This window comes from Mesorhizobium sp. M0019, assembly GCF_040323975.1.
Taxonomy (GTDB): Bacteria; Pseudomonadota; Alphaproteobacteria; order Rhizobiales; family Rhizobiaceae; genus Mesorhizobium.
Window position 1 is genome coordinate 61,049 of record NZ_JAMYVK010000009.1, and the last position, 17,492, is coordinate 78,540.

At 64.3% G+C, this 17,492-nt stretch carries 18 protein-coding genes; 8 read left to right on the top strand and 10 right to left on the bottom strand.

Annotation, left to right across the window (positions count from 1 at the left end; genetic code table 11):
• Positions 1-4: 4 nt before the first annotated feature.
• The 6 genes from NKK47_RS09405 (at position 5) to NKK47_RS09430 (ending at position 7,082) form a co-directional block, all read left to right on the top strand.
• The gene (locus tag NKK47_RS09405) at positions 5-634 is read left to right on the top strand and encodes an HD domain-containing protein (RefSeq protein ID WP_023677594.1); all 630 of its coding nucleotides are present in this window, start codon (positions 5-7) and stop codon (positions 632-634) included.
• Positions 631-1,704, top strand: coding sequence for a carnitine 3-dehydrogenase (locus tag NKK47_RS09410; protein ID WP_352464602.1), 1,074 nt, complete (start codon positions 631-633; stop codon positions 1,702-1,704). The genes NKK47_RS09405 and NKK47_RS09410 overlap by 4 nt, the downstream gene beginning before the upstream one ends.
• 4 nt (positions 1,705-1,708) lie before the next feature.
• Positions 1,709-2,872 carry an acyl-CoA dehydrogenase family protein gene (locus tag NKK47_RS09415; protein WP_352576288.1) on the top strand — a complete coding sequence of 388 codons (1,164 nt, stop codon included), beginning with the start codon at positions 1,709-1,711 and terminating at the stop codon, positions 2,870-2,872.
• 201 nt (positions 2,873-3,073) lie between these two features.
• A complete protein-coding gene (locus NKK47_RS09420; RefSeq protein ID WP_352576290.1) occupies positions 3,074-5,152 on the top strand; it encodes an acetate--CoA ligase family protein in 2,079 nt (692 codons plus the stop codon).
• On the top strand, positions 5,145-5,927 hold the full coding sequence (locus NKK47_RS09425) for a carnitinyl-CoA dehydratase (protein ID WP_352451620.1): 783 nt from the start codon (positions 5,145-5,147) through the stop codon (positions 5,925-5,927). Before NKK47_RS09420 ends, NKK47_RS09425 begins: the two co-directional genes overlap by 8 nt.
• Positions 5,928-6,143: 216 nt before the next feature.
• Positions 6,144-7,082, top strand: coding sequence for an alpha/beta hydrolase (locus tag NKK47_RS09430; protein ID WP_352576292.1), 939 nt, complete (start codon positions 6,144-6,146; stop codon positions 7,080-7,082).
• A 46-nt stretch (positions 7,083-7,128) separates the two neighbouring features.
• On the opposite strand, the gene NKK47_RS09435 is transcribed toward NKK47_RS09430, so the two are convergent.
• The 3 genes from NKK47_RS09435 to NKK47_RS09445 all read right to left on the bottom strand — a co-directional run bounded on the left by NKK47_RS09435 (position 7,129) and on the right by NKK47_RS09445 (position 8,987).
• On the bottom strand, positions 7,129-7,395 hold the full coding sequence (locus NKK47_RS09435) for a hypothetical protein (RefSeq protein WP_023677590.1): 267 nt from the start codon (positions 7,393-7,395) through the stop codon (positions 7,129-7,131).
• Between the two features lie 94 nt (positions 7,396-7,489).
• Positions 7,490-8,275, bottom strand: a complete 786-nt coding sequence (locus NKK47_RS09440; protein ID WP_352576294.1) for a DUF899 domain-containing protein — start codon at positions 8,273-8,275, stop codon at positions 7,490-7,492.
• Between the two features lie 157 nt (positions 8,276-8,432).
• On the bottom strand, positions 8,433-8,987 hold the full coding sequence (locus tag NKK47_RS09445) for an autotransporter (protein ID WP_352576296.1): 555 nt from the start codon (positions 8,985-8,987) through the stop codon (positions 8,433-8,435).
• Positions 8,988-9,086: 99 nt separating this feature from the next.
• Between NKK47_RS09445 and NKK47_RS09450 the strand changes: the two genes are divergently transcribed.
• Entirely contained in the window at positions 9,087-9,833 is a 747-nt protein-coding gene (locus NKK47_RS09450; protein ID WP_352576298.1) for a GntR family transcriptional regulator, read from the top strand.
• A gap of 165 nt (positions 9,834-9,998) precedes the next feature.
• Here NKK47_RS09450 and NKK47_RS09455 read toward each other — a convergent pair whose 3' ends face one another.
• The 5 genes from NKK47_RS09455 to NKK47_RS09475 all read right to left on the bottom strand — a co-directional run bounded on the left by NKK47_RS09455 (position 9,999) and on the right by NKK47_RS09475 (position 15,019).
• A complete protein-coding gene (locus NKK47_RS09455) occupies positions 9,999-11,657 on the bottom strand; it encodes an FAD-binding dehydrogenase (protein ID WP_352576300.1) in 1,659 nt (552 codons plus the stop codon).
• Positions 11,658-11,712: 55 nt separating this feature from the next.
• The gene (locus NKK47_RS09460) at positions 11,713-12,699 is read right to left on the bottom strand and encodes a Gfo/Idh/MocA family protein (RefSeq protein WP_352484691.1); all 987 of its coding nucleotides are present in this window, start codon (positions 12,697-12,699) and stop codon (positions 11,713-11,715) included.
• Between the two features lie 146 nt (positions 12,700-12,845).
• Positions 12,846-13,421, bottom strand: coding sequence for a YceI family protein (locus tag NKK47_RS09465; RefSeq protein WP_352568458.1), 576 nt, complete (start codon positions 13,419-13,421; stop codon positions 12,846-12,848).
• 68 nt (positions 13,422-13,489) lie between these two features.
• On the bottom strand, positions 13,490-14,068 hold the full coding sequence (locus NKK47_RS09470; RefSeq protein ID WP_352568460.1) for a cytochrome b: 579 nt from the start codon (positions 14,066-14,068) through the stop codon (positions 13,490-13,492).
• A 60-nt stretch (positions 14,069-14,128) separates the two neighbouring features.
• On the bottom strand, positions 14,129-15,019 hold the full coding sequence (locus NKK47_RS09475) for a LysR family transcriptional regulator (protein ID WP_352576302.1): 891 nt from the start codon (positions 15,017-15,019) through the stop codon (positions 14,129-14,131).
• A gap of 105 nt (positions 15,020-15,124) precedes the next feature.
• Here NKK47_RS09475 and NKK47_RS09480 point away from each other — a divergent pair, with 105 nt between their 5' ends.
• The gene (locus NKK47_RS09480) at positions 15,125-16,120 is read left to right on the top strand and encodes an aldo/keto reductase (RefSeq protein WP_352568464.1); all 996 of its coding nucleotides are present in this window, start codon (positions 15,125-15,127) and stop codon (positions 16,118-16,120) included.
• Positions 16,121-16,390: 270 nt separating this feature from the next.
• On the opposite strand, the gene NKK47_RS09485 is transcribed toward NKK47_RS09480, so the two are convergent.
• Both NKK47_RS09485 and NKK47_RS09490 read right to left on the bottom strand, forming a co-directional pair.
• The gene (locus NKK47_RS09485) at positions 16,391-16,993 is read right to left on the bottom strand and encodes a nucleotidyltransferase family protein (protein ID WP_352568466.1); all 603 of its coding nucleotides are present in this window, start codon (positions 16,991-16,993) and stop codon (positions 16,391-16,393) included.
• A 108-nt stretch (positions 16,994-17,101) separates the two neighbouring features.
• Complete coding sequence (locus tag NKK47_RS09490) at positions 17,102-17,473, bottom strand: hypothetical protein (RefSeq protein ID WP_352568468.1); 372 nt, start codon at positions 17,471-17,473, stop codon at positions 17,102-17,104.
• Positions 17,474-17,492 lie beyond the last annotated feature (19 nt).

A 17,492-nucleotide genomic window follows, 5' to 3' on the forward strand; every position in this document is an offset into this window, starting at 1 on the left:
GCCGATGAAGACCGTGAAATTCACCGCCATGAAGGACGGCGACCGCGAGGACTATGCCTTCCTCACCGAGCACGAGATCGACTATGCGGCAAAGACCGGCGAGCGGCTGCTCGACGCGCTCGTCCAGCTTGATGCGGGCCTCTCGGGCTACAAGATCACCCGGCTCGGCCATTCACTGCAAGCGGCAACACGGGCCTGGCGCGACGGCGCCGACACCGACTGGATTGCCTGCGCCTTGCTGCACGATATTGGCGACATCTACGCGCCCTATAACCACGACGAGTATGCGGCGTCGATCCTGAAGCCTTTTGTGCGCGAGCAATGCACCTGGGTGGTGGAGAAGCACGGCGATTTCCAGCGCCTCTATTACGCCCACCACCTCGGCGGCAATCCACACGCCCGCGACCGTTTCGCCGGGCACATCTACTTCGACGATTGCGATAAGTTTTGCGAACGCTGGGATCAGTCGAGCTTCGATCCCGACTACGAGACATTGCCGATCGATTTCTTCCGGCCCTTCGTGCTCGAAGTGTTCGCGCGCAAGGCCTATGATGCATCCGTGATCCGTGCCGGCGAGCGTGTCGCCCTCACCGACCCCGCAACAGCCCGCACAAGAACCGGAGCTTCCGCATGAGCATCATCAACAAGGCGGCCGCGATCGGCGGCGGCGTCATCGGCGCCGGCTGGGTGGCGCGGCTGCTGCTCAACGGCATCGACGTGTCGATCTTCGATCCCGATCCCGAGGCGTCACGCAAGGTCGGCGAGGTGATGAAGGGCGCACGCCGCGCCTACAAGCAGATGCTGCCCGGCGGCCTGCCGAAAGAGGGCAAGCTTACCTTCGCCAAGACGATCGCCGAGGCGGTGGCCGACGCCGACTTCATCCAGGAAAGCGTGCCGGAGCGGCTCGACCTGAAGCACCGCGTGCTGGCCGAGATCGACCTTTATGCACCGGCCAACGCCATTATCGGCTCCTCCACCTCCGGCATCAAACCGACCGACATGCAGGTGGCGATGAAGAAGCACCCGGAGCGGCTGGTCGTCGGCCATCCGTTCAACCCCGTCTATCTGCTGCCGCTGGTCGAAATCGTCGGCGGCGAACAGACCTTTCCCGAGGCGATCGAAGTCGCCACGGAGATGTATGCCTCGATCGGCATGAAGCCGGTGGTGATCCGCAAGGAGATCGAAGCGTTCGTCGGCGACCGGCTGCTCGAAGCGGCCTGGCGCGAGGCGCTGTGGCTGGTCAAGGACGGCATCTGCACGGTCGAGGAGCTCGACGACATCATGCGCTACGGCTTCGGCCTGCGCTGGGCGCAGATGGGCATGTTCCAAGTCTATCGCGTCGCCGGCGGCGAGGCCGGCATGCGCCACTTCATGGCGCAGTTCGGCCCGTGCCTGAAATGGCCGTGGACCAAGCTGATGGACGTGCCGGAGTTCAACGATGAGCTGGTCGAGCTGATCGCCACCCAGTCGGACGATCAGGCGCACGGTCTGTCGATCCGCGAGCTCGAAAAGATCCGCGACGACAATCTGGTCGCCATCATGGAGGCACTGTCGAAGCAGAACAAAGGCAAAGGCTGGGGTGCCGGCGCCCTGCATAAGGACTACACCAGGCAGCTGGCCAAGCTCGCGGCCAAGAAGCCCACCGCCTCCAAGGCGGCCGAAAAGGCAAAGGCTGAAAAGCCGAAGAAAAGGAAGAAAGGCTGAGACCATGGATTTTGGTCTTTCGGAGGAGCAGAAGCTCATCGTCGAGACGACGCGGGCCTTCGTCGAGAACGAGCTTTACCCACATGAGCGCGAAGTGGAGCGTACCGGCGTGCTGCGCCGTGAGCTGATCGAGGAGATCAAGGCCAAGGCGATCGAAGCCGGCCTCTATGCCGCCAACATGCCGGCCGATGTCGGCGGCGCCGGGCTCGATACGGTGACCTGGCTGCTCTATGAAAAGGAGCTCGGCCGCGCCAACTACGCGCTGCACTGGACCTGCGTGGCGCGGCCCTCCAACATCCTTCTTGCCGGCACGCCGGAGCAGCGCGAGAAGTATTTGTTCCCGTGCATTCGCGGCGAGAAATGGGATTGCCTGGCAATGACCGAGCCGGGCGCCGGCTCCGATCTGCGCGGCATGAAGGCAACCGCCGTGCAAGACGGCGACGACTGGGTGCTGAACGGCACCAAGCATTTCATCAGCCACGCGGACCTCGCCGATTTCGCCATCGTCTTCATGGCCTCGGGTGAGGAAGAGTCTTCGCGTGGCAAACGCAAGAAGATCACCGCCTTTTTCGTCGACAAGGGCACCAAGGGTTTCACCGTTCGCGACGGCTACCGCAACGTCTCGCATCGCGGCTACACCAACGCCATCCTCGAATTCGACGATTGCCGGTTGCCGGCGAGCCAGGTACTCGGCGAGGTCCACAAAGGCTTCGATGTCGCCAATTCCTGGCTCGGCGCAACGCGCCTGCAGGTCGGCGCCACCTGCCTCGGCCGTGCCGACCGGGCGCTTGGCCATGCCATCGAATACGCCGCGCAGCGCCAGCAATTCGGCCAGCCGATCGGCAAATTCCAGGGCGTGTCGTTCAAGCTCGCCGACATGGCGACCGAGCTGAAGGCCGCCGACCTGATGGTGTTCGAAGCCGGCTGGAAGTACGATCAGGGCACCGTTACCGACCAGGACATGGCCATGGCCAAGCTGAAGGCCACCGAGATGCTTGCCTTCGTCGCCGACGAGGCGATCCAGATCCATGGCGGCATGGGGCTGATGGACGATTTGCCGCTCGAGCGCATCTGGCGCGACGCCCGCGTCGAGCGCATCTGGGAAGGCACTTCGGAAATCCAGCGCCACATCATCTCGCGGGCGCTGCTGCGCCCGTTCGGGGGCTGAACAGCGCAATGTTTGCATTCCTTCGCGCCCCCCTCTGTCCTATCGGACATCTCCCCCTCAAGGGGGGAGATTGGCCGCCATTCCTGATTTCGCCAGTTATTGCCGTTGCATGCCTGGGGCCGGCGGCCCAACTGCCAATCTCCCCCCTTGAGGGGGAGATGCCAAGTTTTGGCAAAGAGGGCAGGGCAGAGGGGGGTGTTCATGCACAAACTTGAACGTCTTTTGCGCCCACGAACGATCGCGGTCTTCGGTGGCGCGCAGGCTGCCGCCGTCGTCGCGCAATCGATCAAGATGGGATTTGCCGGCGAGATCTGGCCGGTGCATCCGAGCAAGGCCGAGGTCGCCGGCCGCAAGGCCTATCGCTCGGTGGCCGAATTACCCGGTGCGCCGGATGCCGCTTTCGTCGGCGTCAACCGGCGCTTGACCATCGAAGTGGTCAAGGCACTGGCCGAACGCGGCGCCGGCGGTGCGGTCTGCTTCGCCGCCGGCTTTCTCGAAACCGAGGCCTATGACGAAGACGGCGAGCGGCTGCAGGCCGAGCTGGTCGCGGCGGCGGGCCAAATGCCAATCATCGGGCCGAACTGCTACGGGCTCATCAACTATGCCGACGGCGCGCTTTTGTGGCCCGACCAGCATGGCGGCATCAGGCTGCCAGAAGGCGGTCGCGGCGTTGCCATCATCACCCAGTCGTCGAACATCGCCATCAACATGACGATGCAGAAGCGCGGCCTGCCGATCGCCTTTCTGATGACCGCCGGCAACCAGGCGCAGACCGGGCTTTCCGAAATGGCGCTCGGCCTGATCGAGGACGACCGTGTCACCGCGCTCGGCTTGCATATCGAGGCTTTCGATTCGGTAGCCGGCTTCGAAAGGCTGGCGGCACGGGCGCGCGAGCTGAAAAAGCCTGTCATCGCCATGAAGGTCGGCCGCTCCGAGCAGGCGCGGCAGGCGACCGTTTCCCATACCGCGTCGCTAGCCGGCTCGGACGCAGCGTCCGGCGCCTTCCTGAGGCGGCTCGGCATCGCCCGCATCGATTCGATCCCGGCCTTCATCGAGGCGCTCAAGCTGCTGCACGTCACCGGCCCCCTGCCCGGCTACCGGCTGTCGTCGATGAGCTGTTCGGGCGGCGAGGCGTCGGTGATGGCCGACAGCGCCGAAGACCGCTGGGTGACGTTTCCGCCACTCACCCCCGAGCACCGCGCGCATGTCAAATCGACGCTCGGGCCGCTGGTCGCGGTGGCCAACCCGCTCGACTACCACACCTTCATCTGGAACAACGAGCCGGCGATGACCGCCACCTTCACCGCGATGGTGTCGGGCGGCTTCGACCTCAACATGCTGGTGCTCGATTTCCCGCGCCCCGACCGCTGCTCGGACACCGACTGGTGGGCGACGCTGCGCGCCTTCGAAGTGGCGCTGAAGACCAACAGCGCGCAAGGCGCGATCGTCTCCTCGCTGCCGGAGAACCTGCCCGAGGAATACACTGCCGGCCTGATGGCGCGGGGCATGGTGCCGCTGTTCGGCATCTCCGAAGCCATGGACGCCGCCCAGGCGGCGGCCTTCATCGGCTGGGCCTGGCGCGAGCCGCAGGCGCAGCCGATCGACACTTCGGCGTCCGGCGCGCCGGCCGGCGACGATGTCACGCCGGACGAGGCCGAGGCGAAGGCGCGGCTCATCGAGGCCGGGCTCCCCGTGCCGAAGGGCGAGCGCGCCGGCAACGCGGTCGAAGCGGTCATCTCCTCGATGGCGCTCGGCTTCCCGGTGGCGCTGAAGGCCCTTGGCGTCATCCACAAGTCCGAGCTCGATGCGGTCCGGCTCAATTTGAGGGATGCCGAATCGGTCAGCACCGCCGCCCACGATCTCGGCCCGCTCGGCACGGGCCTTTATGTCGAGCGCATGGTGCGCGACGGCGTCGCCGAGCTGCTCGTCGGCTTCACCCGCGACCCGATGTTCGGCGCCGTGATGACGCTCGGCACCGGCGGCGTGCTGGTCGAGCTGTTGCGCGACAGCGTCACGCTGATGCTGCCGGCGACCCGCGACGATATCGAGGCCGCTTTGCGCGGGCTGAAACTGTTCCCGCTGCTCGACGGCTATCGCGGTCGGCCGAAGGCCGATGTTGCAGCGGCAATCGATGCGATATCGGGCATTGCCGCTTTCGTGCAGCAAAACGCCGGCGAGATCGAGGAACTCGACATCAATCCGCTGATCGTCTGCACCGAAGGCAAGGGCGCCTGGATCGCCGATGCGCTGCTGGTGCTTGGAGACAAGAAGAATGTCTGAAATCATTTCGACCCGCCGCGAAGGCGCTGTCCTCGAAGTCACGCTCGACCGGCCCAAGGCCAATGCCATCGACCTGAAGACGTCGCGGCTGATGGGCGAGACTTTCAAGGCGTTTCGCGACGATCCCGACTTGCGCGTCGCCATCGTCAAGACCGCCGGTGACAAGTTCTTCTGCGCCGGCTGGGACCTGAAGGCCGCGGCCGGCGGCGACGCGGTCGACGGCGACTATGGCGTCGGCGGCTTCGGCGGGCTGCAGGAACTGCGCGACCTCAACAAGCCGGTGATCGCCTGCGTCAACGGCATGGCGGTCGGCGGCGGCTTCGAACTGGCGCTATCCTGCGACCTCATTTATGCATCGGATCACTCCTCCTTCGCCCTGCCCGAAATCCGTGCCGGCACGCTGGCCGATGCGGCGACGATCAAGCTGCCGAAGCGCATCCCCTACCATGTCGCCATGGACCTTCTGCTCACCGGCCGCTGGATGGATGTCGCCGAGGCGCATCGATGGGGCCTGGTCAACGAGGTGCTGCCCAAGGAAAGACTTGAGGACCGCGTCTGGGAGATCGCGCGGCTGCTCGCCAGCGGCCCGCCGCTGGTCTTCGCCGCGATCAAGGAGACGGCCCGGGTCGCAGAATCGCTGACGTTCCAGGACGCGATGAACCGGGTGACGCGCCGGCAACTATCGACGGTTGACGCACTCTACGGCTCGGAGGACAATCTCGAGGGCTTTCGCGCCTTTGCCGAGAAGCGCGATCCGGTGTGGAAGGGGAAGTAGTGGCATTGCAGGAATGATGGCGCTCACCCCCCTCTGTCCTGCCGGACATCTCCCCCTCAAGGGGGGAGATTGGATGTCATCATCGCTTTCGCCAATTGCCGACGCCGGAGAAAAGGCGGTTTCGCCGAAGCTGCCGATCTCCCCACTTGAGGGGGAGATGGCCGGCAGGCCAGAGGGGGGTGTTCAGGCGGATTCATTGCGATCCATTCAGCGCCCATGACCGACTACAAAACCCTCATCGACGCCGAGACCTGGGCCTTCATCGAGCGGACCAATACCTATTATCCGCCCGATACGATCGACTACACCATCGCCGAGCAGCGCGAGATCTACAACAGGATGTGCCGCGAGTTCTTTGCCGGCTATCCCCAAGGCGTCACGGCGGAAACCACCGCCATTGCCACACCCTGGCACATCCCGATCCGCGTCTACCGCGCTCCGGCGCCGGAAGCTTCGGCGATGGTGCTTTATTTCCATGGCGGCGGTTTTATCCTCGGCGGGCTCGACAGCCATGACGACCTCTGCGCCGAGCTTTGCGGCCGCACCGGCTATGAAGTGGTTTCGGTCGACTACCGGCTGGCGCCTGAGCACCTTCATCCGGCCGCCTTCGACGACGCCATCTGCGCCTTCGAATGGGCGGCGGCGACTTACGAGCGTCCTGTCCTGCTCTGCGGCGACAGTGCCGGCGGCAATCTCGCCGCCGCTGTCAGCCACGCAACGCGCGGCCATGCGCGCAAGCCGATCGGCCAGATTCTGGTCTATCCCGGCCTTGGCGGCGACAGCTCCGCCGGTTCCTACGTCACCCACGCGGAGGCGCCGATGCTTACCGCGCGCGACCTCGTTTTCTACAGGGACATCAGGACCGGTGGCGAGGATCGCACCGGCGATCTCACTCTGTGGCCGCTCGCCGACGCCGAGTTCGCCAATCTGCCGCCCACCGTCGTGATCACCGCTGAATGCGACCCGCTGTCGTCGGACGGCGAAGCCTATCGCGACCGCATCGTTGCCGCGGGCGGGCGCGCCTGGTGGCTCGAGGAGCCGGGGCTGGTGCATGGCTATTTGCGCGCCAGGCACACGGCCGGCCGCGCCCGCTCGAGCTTTACCCGGATTGTCGATGCGGTAGCGGTTTTGGGAAGGGGCGAGTGGATCTGGTGAGGGATGTCTTCCCGACCAGAACGGGCCTTTGTCGGCCGGTACAGCTCTATTTGCGGCGGCGTCGCCGGCCGGAAACCTGCTTCAGCCAAGGTCCTAAATGAAAGCCGCTCATCAGCAGGTACATCGGGACCATGCCGCCCAGCGGTGACGCCTCTTGCCCGGTCGAGCACATCATGTCCGGCGCTCCGCCGAGAAGCGTCAGCAGCGCCATGGTTGCGAAGGTCGGCGCGGCCGCAAAGGACAGCCAATCGGCTGCACTATGGCCGGCCGGGCTCGCATCGCCGGTGGATCCGCCTGCATGAATCTCGCTCATGTCCGTAGTCCTACATAGCGAGCGGGATGCGGTCGAACCGTGCATCCCGCTCCTCCAATTGCCCTGGCCGCATTTCCGCGACGCCAAAGACGTTCTATTCGGTGCGATTCCGGAACGCGGCCTCTCCGGCGTCCGATATCTCGACCCATTTTTTGTCGGGGACGGCTTCGGCGCCGTAATTGTCGTGCCAGTTCCACCACTTGTACGTCGGCGTCTGCGGATAGCCCTCGGGCGAATCCTCCCAAACCTCCTGGCGGCCGAGCGGCGACAGGTCGAGATAGCTCCATACGGTCCCCATCGCCTCGTCGCCGCGGTTGTTGATGAAGTAGGTACGGAACACGCGATCACCGTCGCGGATGAACACGTTGTGGCCGTGCCATTCGTCAACGCCGAAATCGGCATCGAAGCTGTCGGTGATGGTGTACCAGGGCATCTTCCAGTCCATCCGCGCCTTCAGCCGCGCAATGTCGGCCTGCGGTGCGCGCGAGGCGTAGGCAAGCGTGGTGTCGCGGGCGTTCAGATGGGCGAGGTTGCCGACCTGGTCCGCCCCCAGCGAACAGCCGCGGCAAGCGTGGTCGGGCCAGCCGAATACGCCGGGCTCGAAGAAAGCGCGGTAGACGATCAGCTGACGGCGGCCCTCGAACAGGTCGAGCAGGCTCACCTTTCCGTCAGGCCCTTCGAACGTATAGGTCTTCTCCACCGCCATCCACGGCATCCGCCGGCGCTCGGCGGCCAGTGCGTCGCGAGCCCGGGTCACGGTCTTCTCTTTCACGAGCAGCTGCTGGCGCGCGGCCTCCCACGCGTCAGGCGAAACGACCGGTGGTGTCTTCATCGCGAGCCGCGTCGTCTGCTCGCCTGTGCCATTCTGATGTGCCGTCATTGTGCATCTCCCTTGCTGGTCTGTCGCCGCATGCGCGACGTGTTGGGTCGTCAGATAGGATAGGGGCGATAGCGGATTGGCGAGAGTGACAAGTGTGACGCGATTCCGACGGGTCCGCTGATCACGGCCAATTTCGCCGCCCGCGACGCCCCTGCGCTCATTCGTGCCCGGACTGCTGAATGGGCCGAGCGCCGGCCAGATAGCGGTCATTGTCAAACGGCTCGGCCTGGTTGCTATCCGGACTCCACAGCTGCCGGTGGGTTCGTGTGAGATCGCCGAGGTAGACATGCAGCGCACCCGATCGCGCACCGCCCGTATTCGCAACCGCATGAACGGTATTTGACGCCATGTGCACCACGGCAGGCGCTGCGATGTCCTGCCTTTCGGGAACATCGAGTTCGCTGCCGGCAACGGGATAGATGAAGTTCGTCTCGCTGCCCTTGTAGATGCCGATCAAGGCATCCATCAGGTGGTTGTGAGGCGGGTACTGCAGGCCGGGCGACAGAGTGATGTGATAGATCGTCAGGTTCGGACTCGCATGCAGAAGCACCTCGTCGTCGTCTTCTTCGTGAGCGAGTGTTCCCGATGCGTGAAAGCGGTTGGTGTAGTCGCCCAGGACCGTCCTTACCGCTTCGAGGGGATCTGGCCCCTTCGCGGCATTGACGATATCATCGGCAACGGCGTAGAGAGGCGAGTTGGCGGGTAAAGGCATATCAGTTACCCTCCCTGAGATGCTCAGATCATCAATCTGAGATGCTCACGCTAGCGAATGCTGATGCCAGCGTCAACGGGACAGCCAGACGGACAGAATATGAAAACGACGAAGTTGACCGCCGAACCGGCAAGGCCGGCCACGGTCGAGGCGACAGCACTGTCAGCCGCCGACGTCCTTCGCAGGGAACAGGCATATGAGCAGCTGAGGAACGACATCATTGCCTGCGTGTTGCGCCCCGGCGAAGCGCTGACGGAGAAACAGATCGGTGATCGATACCAGATCAAAAAGGCGACGATCCGCGCGGCGCTGGCTCGTCTGATGCAGGAAGCTCTGGTCAGGAGCGAGCCGCGCCGCGGCTACGTCGTTGCTACGCTCAGCCTGCGGGATGTCAACGAGATCTTCGATGTCCGCAGCTTGATCGAGCCGGAAGTGTTCAGGGTGGCGGCATCGAACATGACCGAGCGCGGGCTCGAGGATGTCAGGCTGGCAGCGCAAAAAGTGCTGAAGCCGGAGACGCTACGCAGCCACGTCGCCTTCCTTGCGGCCGACCGTGCCTTTCGTCTGGCCCTTGCGGAGCTCTCGGGAAATTTACGACTGGCGCATCTCCTGGACCAGATACTCGACCAGTCGGCGCGGGTTCTCCACCTCGGCTTCAAGTCCCGCGACTTCACCCAGTTGATCATCGCCCAGCAAAAGGAGCTGGTCCTTGCCTGCGAGGCAGGCGAGGTTTCCGCCATCGTCAAACTTGCCCGTTCGCAGTGCCTGTCTCTCAAGAAGCAGGTGCTCGAGGCTTTGCTTGCCGGTTCCAAGCTTCAAGACGTCAATTTGCAGCCCTTCGCCTAGAGCCGGTTCCGGTTCTCCTGGAACCGGTAACCCGCTCTAACTATCTGTTTTGCCGCATTTATGCGGACGCCAAATGATTCCATTTGGCTGCAAAATGCTCTAAGGGAAGTTGGCCACTCGGTGCGACCCGCCACCTTGGCGCAACGGCCGCCGGCGGGCCTTGTTTCACCCCACCGCGCGTGCCGCCGCCCGTCCGGCACTGCGGCCGGAAAAGATGCAGCCGCCGAGAAACGTGCCTTCGAGCGCTGCATAGCCGTGCATGCCGCCGCCGCCGAAACCGGCGGCCTCGCCCGCCGCGTACAGCCCCTCGACTGGTTGGCCGCCGGCGCCCAGCACGCGGCTGTCGAGGTCAGTCTCCAGCCCACCGAGCGTCTTGCGGGTCAGGATGCTGAGCCTGACGGCAATCAGCGGGCCATTGGCGGGATCGAGCAGCTTGTGCGGTCTTGCGGTGCGGATCAGCCGGTCGCCGAGATAGGCTCGCGCGCCGCGCAACGCAGTAATCTGCATGTCCTTGGAGAACGGATTGTCGAGCTGCCGGTCGCGGGCGCGGATTTCGCGCTCAACCTGCGCCAGTTCGAGCAGCGGCTCGCTGCCGGCCACTGCGTTCATGCGGGCGACCAGCGCCGGCAAATCAGGCTCGACGATGAAATCCTCGCCCTTCTCCATGAACGCCTTGACCGGCGCGGGCACGCCGCTGGTGGCGCGGCCGAGCACCTGGCGCCAGCTCTTCCCCGTCAGATCGGGGTTCTGCTCGGAGCCCGACAGCGCGAACTCCTTCTGGATGATCTTTTTGGTCAGGATGAACCAGGAATGATCGAAGCCGGTGCTCATGATGTGGCTGAGCGTGGCCAACGTGTCGAAGCCGGGATAGAGCGGGACCGGCAGGCGCTTGCCGCGCGCATCGAGCCACAGCGATGACGGGCCGGGCAGGATGCGGATCGCATGATCGGTCCAGATCGGTGCCCAGTTCCTGACGCCCTCGACATAGTGCCACATGCGGTCGCGGTTGATCAGCCGGCCGCCCGCGGCTTCGGCGATCGCCAGCATGCGGCCGTCGACATGATCGGGAACGCCAGTGATCATGCGTTTCGGCGGCGCGCCCATCCGCTTCGGCCAATTCTCCCGGACCAGCTGGTGATTGGCGCCGATGCCGCCGGAGGCGACGATGACGGCCTGTGCCTTCACCTCGAAATTGCCGGTGATCTCGCGCGAGCTCTTGCGGCCGCGCTCGGCATCGCTCGCCGCCAACAGGTCGCCGCGCACGCCGTCGACGACGCCGCCCGTCCGCGTCAATTCGTTGACCCGGTGACGGAATTTGAAGCGGATCAGCCCGCGTTTCTCGGCCTCGCGCACGCGCTGCACGAACGGTTCGAGCACGCCAGGGCCGGTGCCCCAGGTGATGTGGAAGCGCGGCACCGAATTGCCGTGGCCGACGGCATTGCCGCCGCCGCGCTCGGCCCAGCCGACCACCGGAAAGAATTTCAAGCCGCGCTGCATGAGCCAGGAGCGCTTCTCGCCGGCGGCGAAGCCGAGATAGGCCTCGGCCCAGCGGCGCGGCCAGAGATCTTCCGTGCGGTCGAAGGCTGCGGTGCCCAGCCAGTCCTCGAGCGCCAGCTCATACGAATCGCGGATGCGCATGCGCCGTTGTTCGGGCGAATCGACGAGGAAGATGCCGCCGAGCGACCAGAATGCCTGGCCGCCAAGCGACTGCTCCGGCTCCTGCTCGACAATGATGGCCTTCTTGCCGGCCGCAGACAGTTCGGCCGCCGCGACAAGGCCGGCAAGGCCGGCGCCGACAATGATCACATCCGCAGCGTCGGACATCTATTTGGCCATGATCTCGTCCAAAAACCGGTCCCGTTGTGGGATCATGGCCGGCCTAGACTGTTTCCCAGCCTTCCTTCTCGCCGGCGCGGAAGATGGCATCGATGACCTTCTGGTTGAGCACCGATTCTTCCAGAGTGAAGACGCGGTCCTTGCCGCCCTGCGCAGCCCGCGCGAAGGCCTCGACTTCCAGCCGGTATTGCTGCGTGCCGGGAAAGCGGAACACCTGCGCCTCGCTGTGGTTCTGGTTGTGCAGCTCGACGCGGTGATGGTCGTAGAGCCCGGCGTTGAACGGTGAGAACACCTCGATGAAGCCCTTCTCGCCGTGGAAGACCATCACCTGGCGTGCCGCCATCTGCGTCGACAGGTAAAACGACAGCTCGAAGTCGCCGAAATCGGCGCGGATCGAGGAATAGATGTCGGTGCCGAACGTCTTGTCGCGCTCGATCGTCGCCTGGACGCGCAGCGGCTCCTTGCCGGTCGAAAAGCGTGTCGACACTGTCGGGTAGACACCGATGTCGGGCAGCGCGCCGCCGCCGAGATCGAGCTTGTTGCGCATGTTGTTGGGGTCGACATTGTAATAGGAGAACGCGCCCTGGACATGGCGCAGCCGGCCGATGGCGCCGTTGGCGATCAGCTCGCGCACCTTGATCCATTGCGGATGGTAGACGACCATGAAGGCTTCGCAGACCAGCACCTTCCTGGCATCGCGCAGCTTGATCAGCGGCGGAATGTCCTTGGCATCGAGCGCCAGCGGTTTTTCGACCAGAACATGCTTGCCGGCCTCGATCGCCTTGGCCGTCCATTCGACATGCTGCGAGGTCGGCAGCGGAATGTAGACGCCGTCGATGTCGCTGGAGGCGAGCAGCTCCTCATAGGAGCCGAACGCGTGGCGCGCACCGAAGCGTTCGCCCAGCGCCCGCGCTTTCGACAGATCGCGGCTGGCAATCGCGGACAGCACGCCGTTCTCCGCCTCGACGATTGCCGGCAAAAGCTGCTCGCGGCCGATCTTGGCCGTCGACAAAACACCCCATCGGAACATCAGATTTCTCCTCTCGATTGCAGGCCTGGAGGTTTGCCTGAAATCGGCGGAAAAGCCAATGCGGGAGCATGGCGGCGAACAGGGCGATCATCTGCGGCTTGTCCGGATGCCGGCGCTGCCCTTGCGGAACCCCGGTCCTGCAAAGACTATCCCCGCTTGCCGGTCAGCGTCATGTCGAAGTCGACGACGTTGGAATAAATCGGCGTGCCGACATCCATGCCGTAGCGCGACCGCAGCACCTTGCCGGTGACGTGGAATTTTATCGTGCCCGCCTTGAGGCCGCCGAGATCGGCGGTGAATTTTTCCTGAAAGGTCTTGCCGCGCGCCGTCAGCCTGCCGGTAACCAGGGCTGACGTGTCGCCGGTCCGTTTGACGCTGGTCGAACGGAACTGGATCTCCGGATTGTCGGCCGCGTCGAACACCGCGTCCGAGCGAAGAAAGGCATCGATGCGGCTTTGGCCGGTACCGACGCTTTCGGGGAAGATGGTGAAATTGACCTGGGACCGGCCGACATCGCTGTTGTCGATCAGGATACTGCCCTTGAAGCGGGCGAAGGCGCCGTCGAGCCCGCCGCCGCCGAGCTTGCCGATGGAGAAGTGGATGCTGGAACTCCCCGGGCGGATGATGTAGCTGCCGGCCGCATCGCCGAGGGCAACGGCGGCGAAAACAGGCATGGCAAAACAAGCGGCGGCGGCCGCAAATCCGAAGATGCGCGCGTACATGGAAATGGTCCTCTTGGCAGGCAACGCTTTCTTGCGTCCTCGCCCCATCAACGAATGAGCCGTCCGCTCTATTCCCTGTCGTGATGTGACGAAGCCGTGATCATGCGCGTCAGCACGGTATCCCTCAGCCAGAAATGATGGCGCAGCGCTGCGGCGAGATGCAAAGCGACAAGTCCGATGCCGGCATAGGCGAGATACCAGTGCGTCGCTGCCCAGAAGCTTTCTGCCGTGTCCGATTCACCGAGCGGCAGATTGGGCATGACGAACAGATTGAACGGCACGCTCGGGATCTCCAGCACCGAGACCGAGACCAGCGCCCAGCCGGACAACGGCAGAGCGAGCTGAAACGCATAAAGCGCGAGATGGACCAGCGGCGCCGCACGGCGCTCGAAAGGCCCGACCGAGCGCGGCAGCGGCGGGGCCGGTCTGCCTAGGCGCCAGGCGATGCGCAGGATGACCAGTCCAAGCAGCAGGAAGCCGAAGGATTTATGCAGCTGGATCAGCTCGAAGGCGGTGCGCTGGCTGGACAGCCGCACCATGACGAAGCCGAGCACGAACTGGCCGATAAAGAGCGCCGCGATCAGCCAGTGAAGGATGATCGCCGTCCAGCCGTAGCCGGCCGTCTGGTTTTTGGGCAGTGCTGACATGGTCGGTGAACGAATGCCAGGTCGGCTTTCTTCCACCTCTCCCGTGTGGGGAGGGTTGGCTTACTCGCCGACCTTGAAAAAATCGACAAAGGCCCTGAGCGCCGGCCGCATCTGGCGGCGGCTGGGGTAATAGACGAAGAAGCCGTCGAAGCGCGGGCACCAGTCCTCCAGCACGCGAACGAGCTTGCCGGCGGCGAGCGCGTCGCGGACATAGTCCTCGAACACGAAGGCGAGCCCGGCGCCGTCGACTGCGGCGTTGGCAATCAGATGGTCCTCGTCGAGGATCAGCGGCCCTTGCACCGGTATCTCGATCTCCTCGCCGTTTTGCTCGAATTCCCAGCGGTAGAGAATGCCGCTGGAGAAGCGGAAGCGGATGCAGCGGTGAGCGGCGAGATCGCGCGGATGCTGCGGCTTGGGCATGGTCTCGAAATAGGCTGGCGCGCCGACCACCGCGCCGCGAAGGTCTGGTCCGATACGCACCGCGATCATGTCGCGCTGCAGGCTCTCGCCCAGTCGCACACCGGCATCGAAGCCGCCCTCGACCACATCGGTGAAGCGGTCCTCGATGACGATCTCCAGCACGATGTCGGGATAGGCAGCAGCAAAGGCGCTGAGCCTTGGCGTCAGCGCCAGATGGGCGGCGGTTCGCGGCACCGTCAGCCTGAGATTGCCCCCCGGCCGGTCGCGCGCCTCAATCGCCGATTCCAGCGCCAGGTCGATTTCCGACAGCGCCGGCCTGAGGCGCTCGAGCAGTTGCGCGCCCTCCTCGGTCGGAGCGACGCTGCGCGTGCTGCGCGCCAGAAGGCGCACGCCGAGGCGCGCTTCGAGGCTGGACACCGCGTGGCTGACCGCCGATGGCGCGATTGCCAGTTCCTTGGCGGCGCCGCGAAAACTGCCGCATTGGGCGACCATTGCCAGTACCGCGAGCTGTGAAAGATGGGTTCGCTTCATTGATCTATTTCTTGGAACAGCCCGTGCAAATGAGAGCCGATTATCGAACTCGGCGCAAGACGCTATCTCTGCGGCATCACAACCATCACAACAAGGAGACACGTGATGCAAACCCGCAAGCTTGGCAATAAACTTGACGTCTACCCGGTCGGCCTCGGCTGCATGGGGATGAGCTTTGCCTATGGTGGCCAGCCGGAGGCGGAGGCGATTGCCACGCTGCGCCATGCCGTCGAGATCGGGGTCAATTTCTTCGACACGGCCGAGGTCTATGGCCCTTACGAGAACGAGATCCTGGTCGGCAAGGCGCTGAAGCCGGTGCGCGACAAGGTGACGATCGCAACCAAATTCGGCTTCAAGATCCTCGAAGAAGGGAGCGGCATGGAGCGCATGGCCGGTGTCGATAGCCGCCCGGAGCATGTCAAGGCCGTGGCCGAAGCGTCATTGAAGCGGTTGGATACGGAGGTGATCGATCTCTATTACCAGCACCGCGTCGACCCCAACGTGCCGATCGAGGATACGGTCGGCGCCATGGCCGAGCTGGTGCGCGAGGGCAAGGTGCGGGCGCTCGGCCTGTCGGAGGCGAGTGCGGCGACCATCCGCCGGGCGCATGCCGTGCACCCGATCGCCGCCGTGCAGAGCGAGTATTCACTGTGGAGCCGCGATCCGGAGGGGGAAGTGTTTGCCGTCTGCCGCGAGCTCGGCATCGGCTTTGTCCCGTATAGCCCGCTCGGCCGCGGCCTGCTCACCGGCACGATCGCCAAGCCCGATGTTCTCGGCGCCGACGACTGGCGCCGCGGGTTGCCGCGCTTCCAGGCCGACGCCATGGCGGCCAATGCGGCGGTCGTCGCCGTGCTGGAAAAGATGGCCGCCGGGAAGGGCGTGACGCCGGCGCAGCTGGCGCTCGCCTGGGTGCTGCATCAGGGCGACTTCATTGTCCCGATCCCCGGTGCGCGAAAAATGCGCCATCTGGAGCAGAATACGGCGGCAGCCGATATCGTGCTGAGCCAGGCCGAGGTGGCATCAATCGGCGACGCCCTGTCGCCGGAAAAGGTGGTCGGCAAGCGCTATACCGAGGAGCTGCTGGCGCTGGTTAACGGGTGAACGGCAATCGACGGCGTAATCGAAACGGGGCGTTTCGGCACCCCTTTTTGACTAATACGGTGCGATGCAAAGCGTTGTGAGACCTCGGCGCGAGGCACCCCCCTCTGTCCTGCCGGACATCTCCCCCTCAAGGGGGGAGATTGGCAGTTCCCGCGCCCTGCCCGCCCTTCCGGCGCCGGTGATTGGCGAAAGCCGAGGCGACATCCGATCTCCCCCCTTGAGGGGGAGATGCCCGGCAGGGCAGAGGGGGGTGCCTCGCGCCGACATTTCCTACCAAGGCACGACACTGATCTCCGGCCAGTTCTCCCTGGCACGCGCGCCCTTCATCTCGTGCGTCTGCCGATTATCCAGTGCACGGTTCGGGGTAACGCGAAACGAGAAGATGTCGTCGAGCCCGAACGGCGCCACGAGCGCGAGTTGCCCATCGGTGCCGAATCTAACGCCGACCGCATGGGTTTTCGAAGCGAAATAGGACAGCGCCTCGGCGGACGACGACAGTCTGGGATAGGAACCGCCAAAGCGCGCCTCAAACCACAGATGCACCCGCGCCTGGTTGCGCACTTCGACCGGCAGCGTCAGTCCTTCGAACTGCTTCGCCGCCCGGCGGATGACCGTGTCCTCGGCTTCATAGGACAGATCGCTCTCATCGAAATAGAACAGGTCGACATCCCGGATGCCGTACCCCGAGGGCTTTCCGGTCAGGTGATTCCAGACGCTGTTGTAAAGCGCGCCGGACACGACCAGCCAGTCCCGCAGGTCAAGCGCCCGCACTCGCGACAGCGTCTCGCCAATCAGCGGATCGGCCGAGACGATATCGAGAAAGGCTGCACGCTGTTCCTCAAAGGGCAGCCCTGAATAGCGCAAATGGTCCATCGCCCTTTGGACGGCGATTCGTCACCTGCCGGCAACCCCTCTAGGTCCTCAGCGCGCCATGCGTTGTGCAATTATCGGAAAGGGCGTCGTGACGCCCATTTCTGCAGGCTAGTTTCCCTCCCGCCCAAGGCTCATTGTTCGGTCGGTCTCGGACCAGAAGACTGGCTCCTCGATTGACGGCCATTCTTCGCCATACACAAAGCCTTCGATCGCATCTAGCTTTCCTTCAATCTCATCGAAGAACAGCACCATGCCGCAAAGAAGCTGGTCAGGTCCAACGCACGCTACCCGAAGCGAACTGAACACTCGACTCTCAAAGCGCAATTCCGGGGGAACCGATGAGGGAGTGACTCTGGTCATGAATCCTACAGGATCGCGGCTGCGTACTTTGACTTTCAGCGCACGCATCATGTCAGGAGAAACGCCGGCGGAACGGCAGAACTCCTTGACGAAAAACACTTCCAGCGGGGTCAGGTGCATTTAGCTCAGCGGCAGAACG